Here is a 22,663-nt window from a genome sequence, read left to right on the forward strand (position 1 = left end):
TGTTTGGTGTACTGACCGGATTGATTGGTTTCCTCCAACCCGAAAGTATCGGGTGTAGAAAGCACTTCATCCATATCGTGTGCCGTCTTTTCATTCTCAAGCGGATTCACCTTCAGGTAAATTCCCGCTTTATCCAATATGTTCTTATAGGTAAAAATCGGCGCATTAAAACGCAGGGCCAGCGCGATCGCATCAGACGTGCGCGCGTCTATAATTTCTTCAATCTTGTCCCTTTCACAAATGATGCTGGAATAAAAAACACCGTCCACGAGTTTGTGGATAATGACCTGCTTTACGACGATATCAAAACGATCGGCGAAATTACGGAACAAATCATGGGTTAAAGGACGCGGGGGCTTGATTTCCTTTTCCAGCGCAATCGCAATCGACTGTGCCTCAAAAGCACCAATGACTATCGGCAGTTTACGGTCGCCATCCACTTCATTAAGGATTAACGCATAAGCCCCATTTTGTGTCTGGCTGTATGAGATTCCCTTTATGGTTAATTTTACTAAGCTCATAAATGCAAAAATACAATCTATCTTATATAATCCGAAAACAATTTTAGCTAAAAATAAAAAAGGCCGCCTGAATGGTTATCCAGACAGCCTTTGAAGCTGTAATATAATTTCTTTTATGAATTGTGGGCCTTGAAAGCCTTCAGTTTTTCAGTTAGTTTTGGAACGATTTCGAACGCATCGCCTACCACACCATAATCTGCTACTTTAAAGAACGGCGCTTCAGGATCGCTATTGATTACCAATTTTACTTTCGACGAATTGATTCCGGCAATGTGCTGGATCGCTCCTGAAATTCCAATGGCAATATACAGGTTGGTCGCTACCGGCTTACCCGTTTGTCCAACGTGCTCACTGTGCGGTCTCCAACCCAAATCCGAAACAGGTTTGGAACAGGCTGTAGCTGCACCCAAAACGGATGCCATATCTTCCAGAATGCCCCAGTTTTCCGGGCCTTTTAATCCACGGCCTCCGGACACTACGATATCGGCATCAGCAATGGTCACTTTTCCGGATGATTTTTCTGCTGATTCTACTTTCACGCCAAAATCATTATCCCCGATGGTTGGATTAAAATCCTCCTCTGTAAGCGAAGAAGCGCTTTCGACAATACCATATGAGTTTTTCGCAAGACCCAAAACCTTTACATCTGTCGAGATCTCTGTGATATTGAATGCCTTGTTCGAGAAAGCGTTCCTTTTTACCTGGAATGGTGAAGTGCTCACGGGCAACCCAACTACATTTGAGGCATATCCGGCTTTCAAAGCCACCGATACCAATGGCGCCATATAAATACTATCCGTCGTAGAGGAAAGCAAAACCAATTTTACGTTCTCTTTTTCGGCTGCCTGGCGTATTACATCCGAGTACGCCTTCGCATTGAACCCGGACAGTTTATCGTTGTTTACTTTCAGGACTTTGTCTACGCCGTATTTCGATAATTCCGAAACATCTCCGGCGTTTACGGTTACTGCAGTTACGGTTGTTCCTAAATCCCCTGCTACTTTTTTAGCGTATGAAGCCAGCTCAAAAGCGACTTTTTTGAATTTCCCTTCGGCTGATTCCGCGTATATTAATATTGACATCTTAAATTATTTTAAATGTTGGATTTTAAATTTTAATGGTCAGTCTAAAGTCGCAAGCCGAAAGTCTGAAAGATTAGTCGACTCTTCCGCTTTCGACTTTCGCCTTTTCGCTTTCGACTTTATATGACCTTCGCCTCGTTGTGCAATGCGTTCACCAAATCGTCCAACTGATCGACCGTAAACAATTTCACCGCCGATTTCGGGGCCGGTTTTTCGAATTTTACCGCCTTCGTTTCACTTGGAGCAGACACGGGTTCAAGGATTGTAAGCACTTTAGTTCTCGCGGTCATGATGCCACGCATGTTTGGGATGCGCAAATCTTTTTCTTCGACCAATCCTTTTTGTCCTCCTATTATAAGAGGCAACGTAGTCGATACCGTTTCCTTTCCGCCGTCAATCTCACGTGAAGCCTTCACTGTATTGCCATCAACGGTAATACTAATACAAGAATTCAGGAAGTTATATCCTAATAGTCCCGCAATCATACCCGGAACCATCCCGCCATTGTAATCCAATGATTCTTTTCCGGCAATCACCAAATCGTATCCGCCGTTTTTGATTACCTCAGCCAATTGTGTCGCTACGAAAAAACCATCCGTTGGTGTTGCATTCACACGGATTGCCTCGTTGGCACCGATCGCCAAAGCTTTCCTTAAAGTAGGCTCGGTATCAGCACCGCCAACATTTACAACAGTAACATTTGCTCCCTGCTGTTCCTGGAACCAGATGGCGCGCGTCAATCCGAACTCATCGTTTGGGTTGATTACGAATTGCACACCGTTAGTGTCAAACTCGGCATCGCCATTTGTGAAATTGATTTTTGAAGTAGTATCAGGCACATGGCTGATGCAGACTAATATTTTCATCTTGTAAAATTTATTGGATAATTCGAGTCGCGAAAATACTAAATTATTTTATAAAATAAACTATGCGCGCATAATAATTTACAGTATTACAACGATTTCGCGGCACGGTTTTAGCCCTGATTGAGCCGGTATCCTTCCTGCTGCTTCTTTAGCAGCAGGAAGATAAAGGCAAAAGCAGGAACAGCTCCCTAAGAATTAAACCAAAAATAATGCTTTGAGCGGTGAAAAAATTTTTATTTTTGCGTTTCAAATAACAAGACGAAAGCAATTCATAAACATGAAAACGATACAATTTAGAGAGGCGATTGCCGAAGCGATGAGCGAAGAAATGCGCCGTGACGAGTCGGTTTACCTGATGGGTGAAGAAGTGGCGGAGTACAACGGGGCTTACAAAGCTTCGAAAGGCATGCTGGACGAATTTGGCCCGAAACGCGTCATTGACACACCGATTGCGGAGCTTGGTTTTGCGGGAATCGCAGTGGGCTCGGCGATGAATGGCTGCCGCCCGATTGTAGAATACATGACCTTTAACTTCTCATTGGTGGGTATTGACCAAATCATCAACAACGCAGCAAAAATGCGCCAGATGTCTGCCGGACAGTTTCCGATGCCGATGGTTTTCCGTGGACCAACCGCTTCTGCAGGGCAATTGGGCGCTACACACTCGCAGGCTTTTGAGAACTGGTTTGCGAACACACCCGGATTGAAAGTCGTTGTACCTTCAACGGTTTATGATGCAAAAGGATTGCTGAAATCAGCGATTCGCGACAATGATCCCGTCATTTTCATGGAGTCTGAGCAGATGTATGGCGACAAAGGCGAAGTGCCGGAGGGAGAATACACGATTCCGCTTGGCGTTGCCGATATTAAAAGAGAAGGAACCGATGTGACGATTGTCTCATTCGGGAAAATTATAAAAGAGGCACACATTGCCGCTGATGTCTTGCAGAAAGAGGGCATTTCATGCGAAATCATCGATTTGCGCACCGTGCGCCCGATGGACCATGAAACCATTTTAAATTCTGTGAAGAAAACGAACCGATTGGTAGTCCTGGAAGAAGCATGGCCTTTTGCAAGTGTCGCTTCTGAGATTACATACATCGTTCAGGAACGTGCCTTCGATTATCTTGATGCACCAATCCAAAGAATCACCACCGCAGATGCACCAGCTCCTTATTCGCCTACCCTTTTAAAAGAATGGCTTCCGAACTCGGAAGATGTCGTGAAAGCGGTTAAAAAGGTGATGTATAAGAATTAGATAATTTGGGTAATGAGATAATCAGATAATGTCTCGAATCGTACTGAATTACAAACCTTCCATTGTGGGAGGTTTTTTTTTACTTCACCTGACTACACTGGTATGAATATGATTTATGATGCTCTTTCCAATTGTTGAATTATCTCATTTCCCATTTATCTCATTTTCTAATTATCCAATTATCTAATTGATTATATTTGACGCTTCATCGCAAAAACGGTGAAGTTTTTTATGCTCATGAAAAAGAATATTCTTACCCTTTTGCTCCTGATCTTTTCGGTTTTATCATTTGCGCAGACCAAAGTCAGTGGCATCGTCGTCGACGAAAACAATAAACCAATCGCCTATGCCAATGTTGGATTCTTCGGTGCTCCGGAAGGAATTATCACGAATGAGGACGGGCGCTTTTATGTAGAATCGCCCGAAGACCGGAAAGTACTTTCGGTGTCGTTTGTAGGATACACCACTGAAAAAATTACGCTTGAAAAACCGGTGACCTACAACATGCGTGTGGTTTTAAAAGAAGGCCAACAGCTTGCCGAAGTCAAGATTTACTCCGGAAAAACCTCAAAAAAGAACAATCCCGCACTGGACATCCTTCGGAAAATATGGGCCAGGAAACGGAAGAATGGCCTGCGCATGTTCAAACAGTACCAGATGGACAAATACGAGAAGGTAGAGTTTGACATGAATACGATTGACAGTGCCTTTATGAAAAGTAAAATTTTTAAGGGAATGGAGTTCATCTTCAACTCGGTGGACACTTCTAAAGTAACCGGAAAAACCTATCTCCCGATTTTCATCAACGAGGCACTTTCTAACGTGTATGGCGACAATGTCAAAAACAAAGTCAAGGAAATTCTGGTCGCTAACAAGAATTCCGGATTTAACACCAATCAACAGTTGATAGGCTTTATTAAGGATTTGTATACCGACTATGATATTTACGACAATTATCTCAAATTTTTCGACAAGGCATTCACCAGCCCGTTGTCGAGAACGGGAATTGATGTCTACAATTACGTGTTGGCTGACAGCGCCTTTATCGACAAAAAGTGGTGTTACAATATTGTCTATTACCCACGCAGAACGAACGAGCTTACCTTCAAAGGTGATTTCTGGGTGAATGACACGACCTGGGCCATCAAGGACATCAACATGGAGGTGACCCGCAGCGCCAACATCAACTGGGTGAAGGAAATTTACATCGAACAGCAGTTTGACGTTTTGAATGATTCGGTTTTTCTTTTAAAAAGGGATTACATCATGACCGATTTTGCCCTGAATAAGAAAGAAAAATCCAAAGGGGTTTATGGCAAAAGGACGACCCTTTTCCGAAACCACCAGTTCGACATCGAAAAACCCGATAATTTTTATAAGGAAGAGGTCAACTATGCGGACGACGCCATCTATACCCGACCCGATGAGTTCTGGGAAGAAAATCGGTTTGAAAGTCTGAACAAAGACGAAAAAGGTGTCTATAAAATGCTCGACACGCTGAAAACCAATCGAAAATTCAAGCGACTGTACAGCCTTGTCGAGATCATCGGTAGTGGTTATATACAGCGGGGCCATTTCGATTACGGACCGATTTTCTCCACATTCGGATACAATGAGGTGGAAGGGTTGCGGATCCGAACGGGAGGCCGAACCTATTTTGGTCAAAATGACTTGTGGAGACTCCAAGGGTATGTTGCTTACGGATTCAAGGACGATAAATTTAAATACGGATTGTCGGGAAGCTGGCTGCTCGACAAGAAAAACCGGCTGATATTATCAGGTGGAAACCGCCGCGATATTGAACAGATTGGCGCGAGTCTGACCACGACCAATGATATCCTGGGGCGAAGTTTCGCTTCTTCCGCCTTGTTTACCAGCGGAAGCAACGGCAAACTCACGAACATCAATCTCAGTTCTGTGGCTTTGGAAATAGAACCCGTCCGGAATTTAACCCTTCAGGCGGGATTTTCATACCGTACTTTAGAATCGGCGTCGCCTACTTTCAGCCTGGCTTATTATACCGATCTGAGCCAGCAGCGGATTAAAAGCGATATTACGCAATCGGAAGTGAATTTCCAGATTGATTACACGCCTGGCAGGAAAACAACAGGCTATGGTGTTGAAAGACACACGGTGGACAGTCCGTTCCCGAGGATATTCCTAAATTACAGCCAGGGACTTAAAGGGGTAATGAACAGTGATTTTGACTATGAAAAACTCCAGTTGTACTATAAACAGCCCATGAATATTGGTGGATTGGGAAGGCTGGATATTATTACTGAGCTAGGGAAGACCTATAGTTATATCCCATTAGGGTTGATGAGTATTGTTCCCGGAAACCAAACCTATTTTACTATTGAGAACACTTTTAACCTATTGGACTTCTATGAATTTGAAGCCGATACGTACGCGACCATACAATTGCAGCACAATTTTGGAGGCCGTATTTTTTCCAGGATTCCGTTTATGAGGAAATTAAATTGGCGCGAAACCGTCGGATTCAAAGGTGTGTATGGAACCATCAGCGATAAAAACAGGCTGATTAACATCCCGTCGGGACTGGAATACAGGGCTCCTGAGGACTTTTATTGGGAATATAATGCGGGTATCGGAAACATTTTTAAAGTGTTTAAGATTGAGTTTAGCTGGAGGGGAAGCTACATTACGCCGAGTACAAACAACTTTGGTGTTAAAGGTTCCTTCGGATTTTATTTCTAAAACATGAAGGTGGCAGTAATGGCGGAAAACAACTTCCACTGGGTGGAAAACCTAAGGGTAATTGCCATTTTCAGCATCATTTTGTTGCACTTTTCCGGTCCGATTCTTTATTTATATGGACACGTTCCCGAACATATCTGGATTACTGGAAATATTATAGACAGCTGTACGCGTTTTGCCGTTCCTGTTTTTGTCATGATTTCCGGCGCATTACTGCTGCCCAAAAATGAGGAAATCGGATATTATTTATCGCGAAGGCTAAAGCGTATTCTGTTGCCGTTTTTGTTTTGGAGCGTGATTTACATCGCGCTGGTGATTTATAAAAAGTCACGCCTGAAGCCGCTTTCAGCAGCTGACTTAGCCGACAATGTATTCAATCTCCTAAAAAACGGAAGCGCAGAACACTTGTGGTATGTCTATATGCTGATCGGGTTGTACCTGGTTATTCCGGTGCTTCGGCGGTGGATACAACATTGTCCCCAAAAGGAAATACGTTTTTTTCTTATATGCTGGTTTATTACAATTGCCGTAGAACAACCACTGCTTACCGGACTCAAAACCGCGGTGAGCCTTTCTTCTTTTGCAGGATTCATGGGATACCTCGTTTTGGGCTACTACCTTTCCGTAAACCCAGCTTTTTCTTCCCAGAAAGCCAAAACTCTTTCATGGCTAATGATCGTTTCAGGAATAGTTATTACAATATCCGGAACCCATTACCTGACATATACTGATGGCCGCTTTAACGGGTATTTTTATGGCTATTTAAAACCAAACACCCTGCTTGTTGCATCCGGAGTGTTTGTCATGGCGAAAAACATGTTGCATTGCGGAACAACGTTAATGGTGCGATTCATCAGCCGTTATAGTTTCGGGATATACCTTGCGCACATCCTCATCATGAGGGCGCTCGACAAGCTTCACATCAACTATAACTTATTGCATCCGGCTGTTGGAATTCCATTGGCTGCTGGGCTTTGCCTGACGTTGACAGCGGCGGTTGTATTTGTTGTGAATAAGGCGCCTTACGGAAAATACATTTCCGGCTAACTTTAAAGTGCTTTCTATGCAGCAGGCGGTCAATTATTTGGTTTTAAAAGACCCTGTGTTCAGGGAGATAATCGCATTGTACGGCGTTCCCGAAATGCCAAAACGCCCACCCGGTTTTGAAACTTTAGCGTTGTTGATTTTAGAACAGCAGGTTTCCATAGATTCTGCCAGGGCCGTTTTCCAAAAACTAAAATCAAAAGTAAGTGCCTTTACCCCCGACTTTCTGATCGGTTTGCCTGATGAAATTTATCGCGAAGCGGGTGTAAGCCGACAAAAGACAACATACATCAAGGGACTTTCTTCAGCGATATTAAATAACGAAATTGTACTGGACGACCTGCCCTCAAAATCCCCCGACGAAATACGCACTGCGCTGATCAAGCTTAAAGGCATTGGCAATTGGACCATTGATGTGTATCTACTCTTTTGCCTCAGTGCGCCAGACATCATTCCGCTAGGCGATATCGCCATTATCAATACCATAAAAGAACTAATCGATATCCACACAAAAGCTGAAATTGAAAATTATGTCACTAAATGGAGTCCGCACAGATCCACGGCCACTTTTCTACTTTGGCATTATTATCTAACCAAACGAAACCGGGTTTCGGGCTACTAAGACAATTAATAATGAATAGTTAATAATTAATAATGTTGAGCATTCGTGTAAATTGACGTCAGAATTATTAATTATTAATTGTCAATTATTAATTAAGTCGGTTGTTGCATATTGTTAATGTTTTGTTACTTTTGCAGGCGATTAAATTAAGAACAAAATTTATTTTTATGGATTCAATGATGATCTATGTGCCAATTGTAATGGCAGTTATCGGGCTTCTGTTCATGTGGGCCAAAAGAGCCTGGGTTTTAAAGCAGGATGCCGGAGATGGTAAAATGAAAGAGATTTCAGATTATATTTATGAAGGCGCTCTTGCCTTCCTGAAAGCTGAGTATCGATTGCTGGCCATTTTTGTATTGTTGGCGAGTATCGTATTGGCCGGAATTACATTTCTTCCCGGCGCAACTACACACCTTTTAATTGTAATCGCTTTTATTTTCGGAGCCTTTTTCTCTGCATTGGCAGGAAATATGGGTATGAAAATTGCAACAAAAACCAACGTAAGAACGACACAGGCTGCACGTACAAGCCTTCCGCAGGCATTGAAAGTGTCCTTTGGCGGAGGAACCGTAATGGGTCTTGGTGTTGCCGGATTGGCCGTATTGGGATTGACTACATTCTTTATCATATTTTTCCACTTTTTCATGAAAGGTGTGTGGACTTCTACTGCTGACATGACGATGGTTCTGGAAACCCTTGCCGGATTCTCCCTTGGTGCTGAGTCAATTGCATTGTTCGCCCGTGTGGGTGGTGGTATTTACACCAAAGCTGCTGACGTAGGCGCTGACTTGGTTGGTAAAGTAGAAGCCGGAATCCCTGAAGATGATCCACGTAACCCTGCTACCATTGCAGACAACGTGGGTGATAACGTAGGTGACGTGGCTGGTATGGGCGCCGATTTGTTCGGTTCTTATGTGGCGACTGTTTTGGCTGCCATGGTTCTAGGAAACTATGTAATTAAAGATATGGGCGGAAAAATCGTTGATGCTTTCGGCGGAATCGGTCCGATCTTATTGCCGATGGCTATCGCAGGTTTCGGAATTCTTTTCTCCATCATCGGAACGATGTTGGTAAAAATCAGCAGCAACGATGCCAAAGAAAAACAAGTACAGGCCGCTTTAAATATTGGAAACTGGGTTTCTATAGCATTAACAGCGGTAGCCTGTTTCTTCCTGGTAAAATACATGTTGCCTGAAACCATGAAAATGACATTCTTCGGCGAAGGCCTGAAGGATATTTCTTCCATGAGGGTATTTTATGCTACCATTGTCGGATTGATCGTGGGCGGAACCATTTCTTCTGTGACTGAGTATTATACCGGTTTGGGTACGAAGCCCGTTTTGGCCATCGTGCAAAAATCATCAACCGGCGCGGGAACCAACGTAATTGCTGGTTTGGCTACTGGTATGATTTCTACGTTTCCAACCGTACTTTTATTTGCAGGTGCGATCTGGGGATCTTATGCTTTGGCTGGTTTCTACGGAGTCGCTTTAGCTGCTTCTGCGATGATGGCCACTACAGCGATGCAATTGGCGATTGATGCATTCGGACCAATTTCTGATAATGCCGGTGGTATCGCTGAAATGAGCGAATTGCCAAAAGAAGTGCGTACAAGAACAGACATTCTGGATTCCGTTGGAAATACAACCGCCGCAACCGGAAAAGGTTTTGCGATCGCTTCTGCTGCGCTGACTTCATTGGCTTTGTTCGCTGCATACGTAACGTTCACAGGAATTGACGGTATCAATATTTTCAAAGCGCCAGTATTGGCAATGCTTTTTGTAGGGGGAATGATTCCAGTCGTTTTCTCTGCTCTTGCCATGAACTCTGTTGGAAAAGCAGCGATGGATATGGTATACGAAGTAAGAAGGCAGTTCCGCGAAATTCCAGGCATCATGCAGGGAACAGGAAAACCGGAATACGGAAAATGCGTTGAGATTTCTACCAAAGCTGCCCTTCGTGAGATGATGCTTCCTGGAATCTTAACAATCGGTTTCCCGATCGCAATCGTATTGATTGGCAAATTGGTTTATGCCGACAACAACCAATTGATTGCTGAGATGCTTGGTGGTTATATGGCGGGTGTTACCGTTTCAGGGGTACTTTGGGCGGTGTTCCAGAATAATGCCGGAGGTGCTTGGGATAACGCTAAGAAATCTTTCGAAGCTGGCGTAATGATTAATGGCGAAATGACTTATAAAGGTTCTGACGCGCACAAAGCTGCTGTAACAGGAGATACTGTTGGTGATCCATTTAAAGATACTTCAGGACCATCCATGAACATCCTTATCAAATTAACCTGCCTTATCGGTTTGGTTATCGCTCCAATTTTGGGTGAAGGCCACAACACCGTTAAAGATGGCGCGCACATGGCTTCATGCTGTGAAGCATCCGGAAAATGCACTTCGATGACAAAAGAGGAATGTGTGGCAAAAGGTTGCACAAACCCAACCTGCGAACACATGATGGCTGCAGGAACCGAGGTAAAGCACGATGTTAAAAAACAAATTTCAGTAGACAAAAGCAATACCAATGGAACCGTTAGAGCGGTCGTAAGTGTGAGTACGGTTACTGATGGCGGCGCTCCTGTTGAAGAGAAAAAAGAGTTCTCTGGAACGATGGAAGAAGTCGACCAACAAATTGCTGAGTTCAGGAAGGCAAATGAGTAATTCACAACTCAGATAATAAATAAAAAAATGCTCCTCCAAAAGGAGCATTTTTTATTTGTATGCTACTGTATGTTTTGGGTTTCTAACACCCACAGCCTGAACATTGCTGCACCAGATAGATGACTTTTCTGCAAACATGTTTGGCGCGTAGCACCGTCAAATGATTTTGTTTGGATTTGGATACTACTTTCTTTAACTGCTGCACTTACCAGATTTATGTTCAACCTGATTAAAAAAATACAGCGTCTCTCATTTAACTTTAACTTCAGCTTAAATCCCGCTTCGGATGGCCTCAACAGGATCAAGTCTCGACGCGGAGATAGCCGGAAGCAAACCTGAAATTAATCCAATTCCGGCAGCCAGCCCCGCGCCCAGCACTATGTTTCCAAATCCCAGTACAAATTCGAATTCGAGTACTTTTGTCAAGACCAGAAGAAGAAACCAAACCATCAGCATCCCAATGATTCCACCAATAACGCAAAGGATCACCGCTTCGAAAAGAAACTGAAACAGGATAAATTTATTTTTTGCCCCCAGTGATTTCTGTATACCAATGAGGTTGGTACGTTCTTTAACCGAGACGAACATGATATTTGCCACACCAAACCCTCCTACGAGCAATGAAAATATGCTGATAACCCATCCTGCCATGTTCATTTGGCTGATAATGCCATCAATAAAATTGGTAAGACCGGAAAAAACGTTGATAAAGAAGTTGTCGTCATCACCCGCTTTTAATCCACGGAAATTGCGGAGTTTCTGCGTAAGTTCGGCCTTAAAGGCATCCATATCGACGCCTTTCACCGGTTTCACGATGATGACGTTGGTCAGCATTTTGTTGTTTTCGCTATACAGTCGTCTCAGGAAATTTACCGGAATAAATGCTGAAACGTCGTTACTTGGCCCCATACTTTCAGCTGAGCCTTGCTTTTTTAGAACACCGATTACAGTAAAACGCTGTCCATACATCCGAATTCCTTTCCCGATGGGATCAGTCCCTCCAAAGAAATTTTTTGCGATCTCATCACCTATTACCACGACCTGAGTACCTGCATTCGATTCCGATTCATTGTAAAAACGGCCCTCCTGAAATTCAAGTCCCTGTATATCTATGAACTCATAAGAAACGGGGACCACATTAATAGACGACATTGTTTTGGACTCGTACTTCAAAGTCTCTGGCTTGGTAAAGATTTGATAGGCCATTTCGTCGAGGTTACTCATCGCTCCTTTCAGATAAAGATATTCCTCATATTTGACGTTCGGAAACTGATCGCGTTTCCAACTCGGAACATCGGTCGGCGCAAACGAATCTTTAAAAAGATAAATGGTGTTTTTGTCGAGGCTGCTCAGGTCTTTGGTTATTTTCCTATCGAGTGAATCAACCGCGGCGAGCACTGCGATTATCGAAAAAATACCGATCGTCACGCCCAGCAGCGAAAGCAATGTCCGCAACTTGTTGTTGCGAAGCGCATTCATCGCAAAACTGAAACTTTCACCAAGCAGTCTTAAATAAACAATCATCAAATGGCATTTAGAAGTAATGTAAAAATCCTGATTTTTTTGCCAAAAACCTAATGCAAAGATCTTTTCCGGAAAATAAAATTATCTCATTTTCAAATTAGTAAATTTTGACATTAAAAACTACTTTTGCACGTTTAAACACAACTACAAAATGAACACAACAAAAACCATCAAATCAGCACTGATTTCCGTCTTTTCAAAGGACGGACTTGAGCCAATTGTGCGCAAACTTCATGAGCAAAATGTGACCCTGTATTCGACCGGCGGTACAGAAGATTTTATAAAGAATCTGGGTATACCTGTTGTTCCTGTGGAAGACGTTACGTCGTATCCGTCCATTCTGGGAGGCCGTGTAAAGACACTGCACCCAAAAGTTTTTGGAGGGATCCTGAACCGCCAGGACAATGACAGCGATGTACAACAAATGATTGAGTACGGCATTCCGCAGATTGATCTTGTGATTGTTGATTTATATCCGTTCGAAAAAACAGTTGCTTCAGGCGCCTCCGAAGCTGATATTATTGAAAAAATTGATATCGGTGGGATTTCTTTGATTCGCGCCGCCGCTAAAAACTTTAAGGACACCGTTATCATTGCCTCAGTTGAAGAATATTCAAATCTTCTAGCGCTGATTACCAATCAAAATGGCGGAACCACATTGGAAGACCGAAAATTACTGGCCGCCAAAGCTTTCCACGTGTCGTCTCATTACGACAGTGCGATCTTTAACTATTTTAACACCGACGACACGATATTAAAACAAAGCATTTCAGGCGGACAGATTTTGCGCTACGGCGAAAACCCGCATCAGAAGGGCTATTTCTTTGGAGATTTTGACGCAATGTTTAAAAAACTCCACGGAAAAGAACTGTCGTACAACAATTTGCTGGATGTGGATGCAGCGGTGAACTTAATTTTGGAGTTTAAGCATGACGATCCCACCTTTGCTATATTGAAACACAATAATGCCTGTGGCCTGGCCACGCGGGACACAATGAAGGCGGCTTACCTGGACGCATTGGCAGGAGATCCTACTTCAGCATTCGGCGGTGTATTGATCTCGAATGGCCAAATTGACGCAGATACCGCTTCGGAAATTAACAAGCTGTTCTGTGAAGTGGTGATTGCGCCTTCGTATGACGAAGAAGCCATTTCGATCCTTTCAGAAAAGAAAAACAGGATTATTTTGATTCTGAACGACGTTGAATTGCCTCAGCAGCAAGTCCGTACCGCGCTAAATGGCTTATTGGTTCAGGACCGCAATAACATTACAGACAATAAAAACGACTTAAGAACCGTTACTGATACAGCACCCACGGCGCAACAGACCGACGACCTCATTTTTGCTTCAAAAATCTGCAAAAATACCAAATCAAATACCATCGTGTTGGCTAAAAACAGGACTTTAATTGCTTCCGGGACGGGACAAACCTCTCGCGTTGACGCATTGAAGCAGGCGATTGAAAAAGCCCATACATTTGGATTCGACCTCAAAAATTCAGTGATGGCAAGCGATGCATTTTTCCCATTTCCTGACTGTGTGGAAATCGCAAATCACGCCGGCGTAACTGCTGTAATCCAGCCCGGTGGATCCATTAAAGACGACTTAAGTATCAATTACTGTAATGAAAACAAAGTTGCAATGGTATTTACCGGAACCCGTCATTTCAAACATTAATTTGATTAACTTTGTACGCTTAAAAAATATAACCTTTTTAAATTCATAAAAGACCTATGGGATTTTTTGATTTCATGACCGAGGATATCGCGATAGACCTTGGTACCGCAAACACGCTGATCATCCACAACGATAAAGTTGTGATTGACAGCCCTTCTATTGTGGCCCGTGACAGGGTCTCCGGAAAAATAACACATGTTGGCAAGGAAGCCAACCTGATGCAGGGTAAAACACATGAAAACATAAAGACCATTAGGCCATTGAAAGATGGAGTAATCGCCGATTTTGAAGCATCTGAGCAAATGATAAAAATGTTTATCAACAGCATCCCCGCTTTGAAGAAAAGAATGTTCACTCCTGCCCTGCGTATGGTGGTTTGCATTCCCTCCGGAATCACTGAAGTTGAAATGCGTGCCGTAAAAGAATCCTGCGAGCGGGTGAACGGAAAAGAAGTATACCTGATTCATGAGCCGATGGCCGCCGCAATCGGTATCGGCGTTGACATCATGCAGCCAAAAGGAAATATGATTGTTGATATCGGTGGCGGAACAACAGAGATTGCCGTAATCGCGCTGGCAGGGATTGTGTGTGATAAATCGGTAAAAATTGCCGGTGACGTTTTCACAAACGACATCATTTACTACATGCGGACACAGCACAATCTCTTTGTGGGTGAAAGCACGGCAGAAAAAATCAAGATTGAAATTGGCGCTGCTATTGAAGACCTTGAATCCCCTCCGGATGACATGTCCGTACAGGGAAGGGATTTATTGACCGGAAAGCCCAAACAGGTTGAAGTATCCTACCGTGAAATCGCGAAAGCGTTAGACAAGTCAATCCAGCGTATCGAGGATGCCGTAATGGAAACATTGTCGCAAACACCTCCGGAATTGGCAGCGGATATTTACAATACCGGAATCTATCTTGCCGGTGGCGGGTCGATGCTCAGAGGATTGGACAAACGAATTTCCCAAAAGACAGACCTACCCGTTTACATCGCAGAAGACCCTTTGAGGGCTGTGGTTCGCGGCACCGGAATCGCTTTAAAAAACATCGCAAAATTCAGGAGTATCTTAATTAAATAGTTAATAAAACAAATCCCAAGCCCCAATTTATAAAACTAATTTTCATTAGATTTATTGGGGTTTGGGATTTTTTCATACCGCGCTTATTTAACCGATAGAAAATGCAGCAAATATTTAATTTTATATTTAAAAACAGCCATAAGTTGCTGTTTTTGCTGCTTTTGGGAATTTCGTTGTCGCTGACGATCCAATCACATTCCTTTCATAAAAGCAAGGTCATCAGTTCTGCTAATTTTTTGACGGGCGGTGTGTATGAACGGATGAATGCCATCAATGAGTACTTCAACCTAAAGGCCCGGAACGAAGCCCTGGCAATAGAAAATGCAAGGCTGAAGAGTTTGCTTTTCAATGCGAAGGACACCACCAAAACCATCCTTCCTGATACCATCCGGGGCGTGAAAAAGATTAATGTCATTGTGTCAAAAGTCATCCGAAATTCTTTCAATATGCCGGAGAATTACCTCACGATTAATTCGGGGAAAGCAAACGGTGTGGAGAGCGATATGGGCGTGATTAACGATCTTGGAATCATCGGAATTGTAGAAAATACTTCTGAACATTACGCTACGGTACAGAGCATCTTAAACAGGAACTCTAAGATCAATGCCAAGATCAAAAAATCAAACCACTTCGGAACTTTGCAATGGGACGGACGGAGCACTGGATTTGTACAATTGATTGATGTGCCAAGGCTTGCCGCAATTCGAAAAGGAGACACGATTGTGACTGGTGCTGACTCCCAGATCTTTCCGGAAAACATTGGTATTGGTACTATTGATAAAATTTACACCGATGATGAAACGAACTATTTTACGCTTGACGTGAAGTTGTTCAATGACATGACCAACCTGGGACATGTGTATATCATCAAGAGCAAGGAAAAAGAAGAAATACAAAAACTGGAATCTGAATCACAACAATCGTCAAAATGAATACTGCCATATTGTTAAATATTGCCCGATTCGTTTTGCTGCTCGCTGCACAAATTCTCATTTTTAACCAAATGCAGTTTTTAGGGTACATCAGCCCCTATCCGTATATTCTTTTTATCATCCTGTACCCCGTAAATGGCAACCGTTATGGTTTGCTGCTTTCCGCATTCCTGATGGGACTTTTACTGGACAGTTTCCTGAATTGCGGCGGCGTACACACTACGGCCTGTATTACACTTGCCTATCTACGGCCTGCATTCTTTAAGTTTTCTTTTGGCGTAAGTTACGAGTACCAGACAATAAAGATAAACGACCGACTGACCCCTGAGCGTTTTTCGTTCATCGCAATTTCAGTCATCGTACACCACATCATCCTTTTTATCCTTGAGACGTTTAGGTTCACCCTTCTTTTTGAAGTATTGCTGCGTACGATTTGCAGTAGTATTTTTACCATACTGCTTTGCATTATCATTATTTATATTTTTAAGCCGAACAGACGATGAGAAAAGTATTGCTGCCCACCGTGATTATCATAGCCGGTGTATTGATTCTTTTCCGGCTGTTTTACCTGCAGATCATTGACGAAAGCCTGAAGCTTAAGTCAGAAAACATCGCAATCAAAAAAAAATTCGATTATCCGGAACGGGGATATATTTATGACCGTAACGGAAAACTGCTCGTGGCGAACCAACCCTCCTACGACATCATGGTGACGCCTAGAAATGTTAAGGATATTGATACGATTGAGTTTTGTAAATTACTCAATATCAATAAAGTAGACTTTATTAGAATACTCGAAAAAGCGAGAAACTACAGCCCTATGCTTCCTTCGGTATTCCTGCCTCAGTTAAACAAAAAAGAATATGCCGCATTCCAGGAAAAGCAAAGGAAATTTCGTGGATTTGAGATTGTAAAAAGATCGCTGCGAGACTACCAGGTACATGTTGGCGCCAATATCTTTGGGTCGATTACACAGGTTACTCCAAAAATTATCGATAGAAATCCCTATTACAACTCGGGGGATCTTATCGGCATTCAAGGCGTTGAGGAAAGCTACGAATCGATACTTCGTGGTGTAAAGGGTGTCAAATACCGGCAGATGAATAAGTTCAATAAAGACATTGGACCTTATAAAGAGGGCCGTTTTGATACAATTTCCGTCCGCGGCGAAGACATCACGCTGAGTATTGATATTATGCTGCAACAGTATGGAGAAGAATTAATGATTAATAAACGAGGCGGTATTGTGGCTATCGAGCCGAAAACGGGAGAAATTCTGGCGTTGGTTACCGCGCCGTCGTATGATCCTGCGCTGCTTGTTGGCAGACAGCGCTCCAAAAACTACACCACGCTTTTTTACGACTCTATTGCCAAACCGTTGTTTGACCGAGGACTATTGGCACAATATGCTCCCGGCTCTCCTTTTAAAATTATGACCGGGCTCGTGGGGCTTCAGGAAGGCGTCATCGACGAACAGACCACCTTTATGTGCCATCACGGGTTTAGTTATGCCAGGGGACGTTTTATGAAATGCCACGGCTTTGGGCCACACCAGCTGCACAATGGAATTTACAATTCCTGCAACGCTTATTTCGGGAATGTATACCTCCGTATCATCAACAAATATGTGAAACCCGCAGCCGCTGTGGACATCTGGAGTAAACATGTCCGCAGTTTTGGATTGGGGGATTTTATGGGATACGATCTCCCGACGGGGAAACGCGGTCGGGTCCCCACCTCAAAAACATATAAGAAAATGTATCCAAACGGCGGTTGGCGTGCCACGGCCATTGTGTCCAATGCGATTGGACAGGGCGAGGTCGAAGCCACACCGATACAGTTGGCCAATATGATTGCCGCCGTAGCGAATCAGGGATATTATTATACACCCCATATCATCAAGAAAATTAAGGGCGAAAAAATCGACCCTAAGTTTACCAAAAAACACGTTACCACCATTGACAGGAAGTATTTTGCTCCAATGATTTCCGGGCTTTTTGACGTTTATAATTTTGGAACGGCGAGTGCCCTTCGTGTGGATGGCATCAACATATGTGGAAAAACGGGGACAGCGGAAAACTTTACCCGAATTGGCGGAAAGAAAATACAACTCAAAGACCACTCGATTTTTGTTGCTTTTGCCCCAATGGAAAACCCTAAGATTGCCATCGCCGTATTGGTTGAAAACGGTGGTTTTGGCGCAACAATCGCCGGTCCTATCGCCAGTTTGATGATTGAGAAGTACCTTCGGGGTAAAATCACCAGAACGGATTTAGAAAAACGCATTCTTGAAAAAAGCCTGAAAACGGAATATGAAAGGTATACGAAGAAAAATATCGATTCATTGACCAATATAAAACCGGAACCGATTGATTCAACACAAGTTGAAAACTAGACTGTATGAGAAATCAAAGCATAAGGAGTAACATCGACTGGATCACCGTAACAATTTATGCCGTGCTGGTCATTATGGGCTGGCTGAATATCTATTCTTCGTCTTTACCTGAAACGGGGGCCGCCATTTTAGACCCCTCGCAATTTTACGGAAAGCAGCTGATTAACATCATTTTGTCGATTCCGCTGATTATCGTCATCCTCTCTGTAGACGGCAAATTTTACGAAAAGTTTTCAAGCATCATTTATGCGGTAACGGTAATTCTTGTAGCTGGACTATTCGTTTTCGGGAAAGAGATTAAGGGGCAAACCAATTGGTATTCGTTTGGGAGCTTTAGCCTACAGCCCGCTGAATTCGCCAAAGTCGGTGCCTCACTGGCCCTCGCCAAATACCTCAGCGATGTCCAGGTAAACCTGAAAGATGTCAACCGACAGATCCAGGCATTGGCAATCATCTTTCTTCCCGTCTTACTAATCGCTCCGCACGACCCGGGAAGCGCCTTGATTTTTATGGTCTTCTTCTTTGTACTGTATCGCGAGGGCTTGCCCTCATGGTACCTTTGGACCGGGTTTATTGCGATGATCCTGTTTGTCATGAGCCTCGTCATTGCAACGCCGTACATTATTATGATCGCAGCCGCAGTTATTGCGTTCATTTACCTCAGGACAAGAATCGTAAACAGAAATATCATCTTCAGCGGTATCCTGCTGGTTTTGATTTCTGCCTTTACACTTTCCACCAGTTACGTTTTTGATCATGTTTTCCAGCAGCACCACCGCGACCGGTTTAACATCCTTTTGGGCAAGAAAGTCGATGATAAAGGCATCGGATACAACCTCGACCAGTCAAAAATTGCCATTGGATCCGGAGGCTGGGTTGGAAAAGGGTTTTTAGAGGGCACACAAACAAAAGGAGGTTTCGTGCCAGAACAACACACAGATTACATTTTCACCACTGTGGGCGAAGAATGGGGGTTTGCAGGTTCGATGATCGTTGTGCTGCTGTTTATCGGCCTGATCGTCCGCATCATTTACATGGCGGAGCGACAGAAGACAAAGTTTAGCCGGGTCTACGGTTATTGCGTCGCGTCCATATTGTTCATCCACTTCTTTGTCAACATCGCTATGGTTTTGGGAATGTTTCCAACTATTGGCGTGCCGTTGCCCATGTTCTCTTATGGCGGTTCCGGACTTTGGGGATTCACCATCCTGATTTTCATTTTCGTGAAAATGGATGCCAACAAGGTCAACGAATGGTAACTACAGGTTCTTAATTACAAACTCACTCCTTCGGTTCAATTCATGTTGCTCTTCACTGCAGGAATGGTCCGGTACACATTGAATTATAGGCATGGTTTCGCCATATCCTTTCGAATAAATCCTTGAAGCGGGAATGCCCATTTTTAGAAAATAATCCCTCGTGGAGGCAGCTCTTTTTGACGAAAGATTCAAATTGTAGGCGTTGTTTCCCCGAACGTCAGTGTGCGACCCGATTTCGACTACCATATCCGGATATCGCTTCATCAGTTCGATTACACGGTTCAAAATCGGCTTTGATTCCTTTCGGATATACCATAAATCATAATCGAAATAAATCGGCTCTGTCTTGATCAGCAGGCGGTCTTTGTCTCGCACAACATCTTTTTCCTTGTCAAGCAGTGCCTGTTCCTTCTCCTTTTTCCGGGTTACTGCCAGCTGCCGGTCCTTCTCCTTTTGCTGCGCCAGCTTTTCAGCCTGATCCATCTTATCTTTTTCCAGTTGTAATTCCAACTCTTTCTTCGCAACCGCCTCAGACTTCAGTTCCATCGATGCATCATTGCTTTTGCCCCGAATTTTACCCAACGACAGCAAACGCGAATCGCTGCTGTAACCCGTTTTCGAAGCCAGGACAGTATAGTTCCTTTCGCAGTTTACGTCGAAACTAAATTTTCCTTCAGCGTCCGTAAGCAACTTACCAATTTCAGTTTTACTTGCATCCTGCAATACGACCGTTGCTTTTTCCAATGGTAATTTGGAATCAATATCTGAAATAATCCCAGCAATCAGTTGCATACAATCCCGAATCAATAACGGCTTCGTTTCAAGCAATGTATAGATGTCGTCCCCGCCTTTGCCTCCCGGGCGATCAGACGCGAAGAACCCACGTTTTGTATCACTATCAATATTGAACGCAAAATCGTCGTAACCAGAATTGACCGGCAATCCTACATTCAATGGTTCCGCGAATTCCCCATTCTTAAATTCTGAAACAAAAACGTCCATCAAGCCATAGCCGAAGTGCCCATTGGATGAGAAATAAAGCTTTCCATCTTTGGACACGAATGGAAATTGTTCCTTCTTGTCGGTGTTGATTTTTTCGCCGAGATTCTCCGGAATACCGTATTTATTGCCGACAATAAGCACGCTAAAAATATCGAACGAACCCAAAGTACCGGGCATGTCCGATGCAAAATACAATGTCTGCTCATCGGGGCTTAACGCGGGATGCTCTACTGAATAATTCTCATTGTTGAACGGAAGCGAAGTGATGTTTGTCCATTTCCCCTCCAGCAACTCCGCCCTGAAAATCTGCATCACCGACACTTTCTTTCCATTTCGCGCGCGCTTTCCATTCTTAAAATTGTTGCGGGTGAAATAGGCTGTTTTTCCATCTTTCGTGAAAATAACATCCGCTTCGTGCATGTCCGTGTTCAGCTCTGCTGAAAAATTATTGGCCGAAGCAAAATCATCGGAAGGAATCGTCAGCAAGTCGAGGTAGCGCTCGTCATTCCATTTATATTTCTTACCGGATGCCGTTTGGGCCGCAATTCCAGCAAAAACAATTTTATCCCCTAAACTCACTGCGCCAAATTCAGAATTTTCCGTATTTACCGGCAGGCTGACAATGTCAAACCGTTCCCCAATACCGGAAATATTCTCCAGTCGGATGACATCCCGGTCAAATTGTTCCAACTTCTCATTATCCTTTTTAGATACGAGCCGGCTGCGCATGATCTTGTTTGCTTCTTCGTAATCTCCTGTAGCCTTCAACACCTGCTCATAACGGAAATAATATTCCTCATCCATGTTTCGGAAAATATTAAGCAACAGCTGATACCATTTCAGTGCGTTTTCTGGATCATTCGTATAGTAGTAACAATCCGCCAGATTCCGAAGCACTTCCATCGAGCGATTCTCTTTAGCAATGTCCTCATAAAGCGGTATAGCATCACTGTAGTACGTACGCTCAAACAACCGCCTGGCGCGGATTTCCTGAAAATCCTGGGCAAAGCTGCTACTGGCAGACAGCAGGACGAGAATCAGCGCTAGTGTTTTTATCTTTTGCATTTAGAAGAATCTTGGAGATTTATCATACCCTTTACCCAGTAAGTCCAGATCAAATAAAAGGAATATTTCATGGGTTCCTGAATTGAACTGGCCAAGATTAGACAAGGTATAATCATAGGCATAACCAACGCGTATACTTGGACTGACCCCAATTGACATCAACCCGCTGACGGCGTCATCGATACGATAGGCCGCACCGAGTTCAAAACGGCTGTTGTACAATATGTTTACAGAAATATCGGTCGACAATGGCGTACCGGGAACATATTTGGTCATGAACGCCGGTTTCAACCTGCAATCATTTCCGATTTTAAAAACATATCCTGCCGTAAGGAAGGTATGGATGTTCTCTGATCCGAAAGCGTGTATTCCGCTCCGCTCTTCAATATGCTTGTTCGAAAGTAAGTTTGGCGCTGATAACCCAATGTAGTATCGGTTTGAAAAATAATAAATTCCCGCACCGATATTGGGTTTGAAGTTGTTGATGTTCTGCGAAAAGGCTAGGTCTGTGGCGGGATCACCGCTTTCGAGACGAAATCCATTAAAGTCGGTTTGGAATGATGTGAACCCGGCCTTTAAACCAAACGAAATGTTCTGCTTATTCTTCAACCGAATCACATACGCAAAATCCATGTAGAAATTATTCTCCTTTTTTGCACCGTCACCGATGTCATCCGAAATCAGCGAAACACCCAGTTCAACGCTCTTGCTGACGGGAATATGACTGAAGAATGTCAATGTCTTCGGGGCACCGACGGCACCAACCCATTGCGTACGGTACAGCGTACCTATGTTCAGCACCGACTCGGTTCCGGTCGCATAAGCCGGATTCAGGACATTCATATTATACATGTAATGGGTGTATTCGGGATCCTGCTGCGGGTAGAGGCTGTTCAGGAAGAAAAGTAAAATGATGCTATGTAATATTGTTTTCATTTTTATT

17 protein-coding genes are annotated in these 22,663 nt (G+C 43.5%); 11 read left to right on the forward strand and 6 right to left on the reverse strand.

All coding sequences use genetic code 11. The features are described 5' to 3' along the window. The 3 genes from CFE23_RS00005 to CFE23_RS00015 all read right to left on the reverse strand — a co-directional run. The coding region (locus CFE23_RS00005; protein ID WP_291082147.1) for a bifunctional nuclease family protein at positions 1-521 on the reverse strand (521 nt) is incomplete at its 3' end. A 113-nt stretch (positions 522-634) separates the two neighbouring features. Next, a complete protein-coding gene (locus CFE23_RS00010) occupies positions 635-1,603 on the reverse strand; it encodes an electron transfer flavoprotein subunit alpha/FixB family protein (protein ID WP_291082152.1) in 969 nt (322 codons plus the stop codon). Positions 1,604-1,722: 119 nt separating this feature from the next. Beyond that, the gene (locus tag CFE23_RS00015; protein WP_291082155.1) at positions 1,723-2,469 is read right to left on the reverse strand and encodes an electron transfer flavoprotein subunit beta/FixA family protein; all 747 of its coding nucleotides are present in this window, start codon (positions 2,467-2,469) and stop codon (positions 1,723-1,725) included. 271 nt (positions 2,470-2,740) lie between these two features. Here CFE23_RS00015 and CFE23_RS00020 point away from each other — a divergent pair, with 271 nt between their 5' ends. From CFE23_RS00020 to CFE23_RS00040, 5 genes are all read left to right on the forward strand, one after another. Beyond that, positions 2,741-3,727 carry a pyruvate dehydrogenase complex E1 component subunit beta gene (locus tag CFE23_RS00020; protein WP_291082757.1) on the forward strand — a complete coding sequence of 329 codons (987 nt, stop codon included), beginning with the start codon at positions 2,741-2,743 and terminating at the stop codon, positions 3,725-3,727. Positions 3,728-3,964: 237 nt separating this feature from the next. Then, positions 3,965-6,445, forward strand: a complete 2,481-nt coding sequence (locus CFE23_RS00025) for a DUF5686 family protein (protein WP_291082158.1) — start codon at positions 3,965-3,967, stop codon at positions 6,443-6,445. A 3-nt stretch (positions 6,446-6,448) separates the two neighbouring features. Beyond that, positions 6,449-7,492 carry an acyltransferase family protein gene (locus tag CFE23_RS00030; RefSeq protein ID WP_291082161.1) on the forward strand — a complete coding sequence of 348 codons (1,044 nt, stop codon included), beginning with the start codon at positions 6,449-6,451 and terminating at the stop codon, positions 7,490-7,492. Positions 7,493-7,508: 16 nt separating this feature from the next. Continuing rightward, the gene (locus CFE23_RS00035) at positions 7,509-8,111 is read left to right on the forward strand and encodes a DNA-3-methyladenine glycosylase 2 family protein (protein WP_291082164.1); all 603 of its coding nucleotides are present in this window, start codon (positions 7,509-7,511) and stop codon (positions 8,109-8,111) included. A gap of 167 nt (positions 8,112-8,278) precedes the next feature. After that, positions 8,279-10,780, forward strand: coding sequence for a sodium-translocating pyrophosphatase (locus CFE23_RS00040; protein WP_291082167.1), 2,502 nt, complete (start codon positions 8,279-8,281; stop codon positions 10,778-10,780). 270 nt (positions 10,781-11,050) lie between these two features. On the opposite strand, the gene CFE23_RS00045 is transcribed toward CFE23_RS00040, so the two are convergent. Further along, a complete protein-coding gene (locus tag CFE23_RS00045; RefSeq protein WP_291082170.1) occupies positions 11,051-12,304 on the reverse strand; it encodes an ABC transporter permease in 1,254 nt (417 codons plus the stop codon). A 151-nt stretch (positions 12,305-12,455) separates the two neighbouring features. Between CFE23_RS00045 and purH the strand changes: the two genes are divergently transcribed. The 6 genes from purH (at position 12,456) to rodA (ending at position 19,653) form a co-directional block, all read left to right on the forward strand. Continuing rightward, positions 12,456-13,982, forward strand: a complete 1,527-nt coding sequence (gene purH, locus CFE23_RS00050) for a bifunctional phosphoribosylaminoimidazolecarboxamide formyltransferase/IMP cyclohydrolase (protein WP_291082173.1) — start codon at positions 12,456-12,458, stop codon at positions 13,980-13,982. A 56-nt stretch (positions 13,983-14,038) separates the two neighbouring features. Then, positions 14,039-15,067: a rod shape-determining protein gene (locus tag CFE23_RS00055; RefSeq protein WP_291082177.1), complete on the forward strand. Its 1,029-nt coding sequence runs from the start codon at positions 14,039-14,041 to the stop codon at positions 15,065-15,067. A gap of 101 nt (positions 15,068-15,168) precedes the next feature. Further along, complete coding sequence (gene mreC, locus CFE23_RS00060) at positions 15,169-15,999, forward strand: rod shape-determining protein MreC (protein ID WP_291082180.1); 831 nt, start codon at positions 15,169-15,171, stop codon at positions 15,997-15,999. Continuing rightward, positions 15,996-16,502 (forward strand): rod shape-determining protein MreD, encoded by a 507-nt coding sequence (locus CFE23_RS00065; protein WP_291082182.1) that lies wholly within the window; start codon positions 15,996-15,998, stop codon positions 16,500-16,502. The genes mreC and CFE23_RS00065 overlap by 4 nt, the downstream gene beginning before the upstream one ends. Next, positions 16,499-18,394, forward strand: coding sequence for a penicillin-binding transpeptidase domain-containing protein (locus CFE23_RS00070; protein ID WP_291082184.1), 1,896 nt, complete (start codon positions 16,499-16,501; stop codon positions 18,392-18,394). Before CFE23_RS00065 ends, CFE23_RS00070 begins: the two co-directional genes overlap by 4 nt. 5 nt (positions 18,395-18,399) lie before the next feature. Then, positions 18,400-19,653: a rod shape-determining protein RodA gene (gene rodA / locus CFE23_RS00075; RefSeq protein ID WP_291082187.1), complete on the forward strand. Its 1,254-nt coding sequence runs from the start codon at positions 18,400-18,402 to the stop codon at positions 19,651-19,653. Here rodA and CFE23_RS00080 read toward each other — a convergent pair whose 3' ends face one another. Together CFE23_RS00080 and CFE23_RS00085 are read right to left on the reverse strand one after the other, a co-directional pair. Next, positions 19,654-21,720, reverse strand: coding sequence for an OmpA family protein (locus CFE23_RS00080; protein WP_291082190.1), 2,067 nt, complete (start codon positions 21,718-21,720; stop codon positions 19,654-19,656). Beyond that, positions 21,721-22,656, reverse strand: coding sequence for a type IX secretion system membrane protein PorP/SprF (locus tag CFE23_RS00085; RefSeq protein ID WP_291082193.1), 936 nt, complete (start codon positions 22,654-22,656; stop codon positions 21,721-21,723). Positions 22,657-22,663: the final 7 nt, after the last annotated feature.

Origin of the sequence: Flavobacterium sp. BFFFF1 (assembly GCF_002256285.1) — a bacterium.
Classification (GTDB): Bacteria; Bacteroidota; Bacteroidia; order Flavobacteriales; family Flavobacteriaceae; genus Flavobacterium.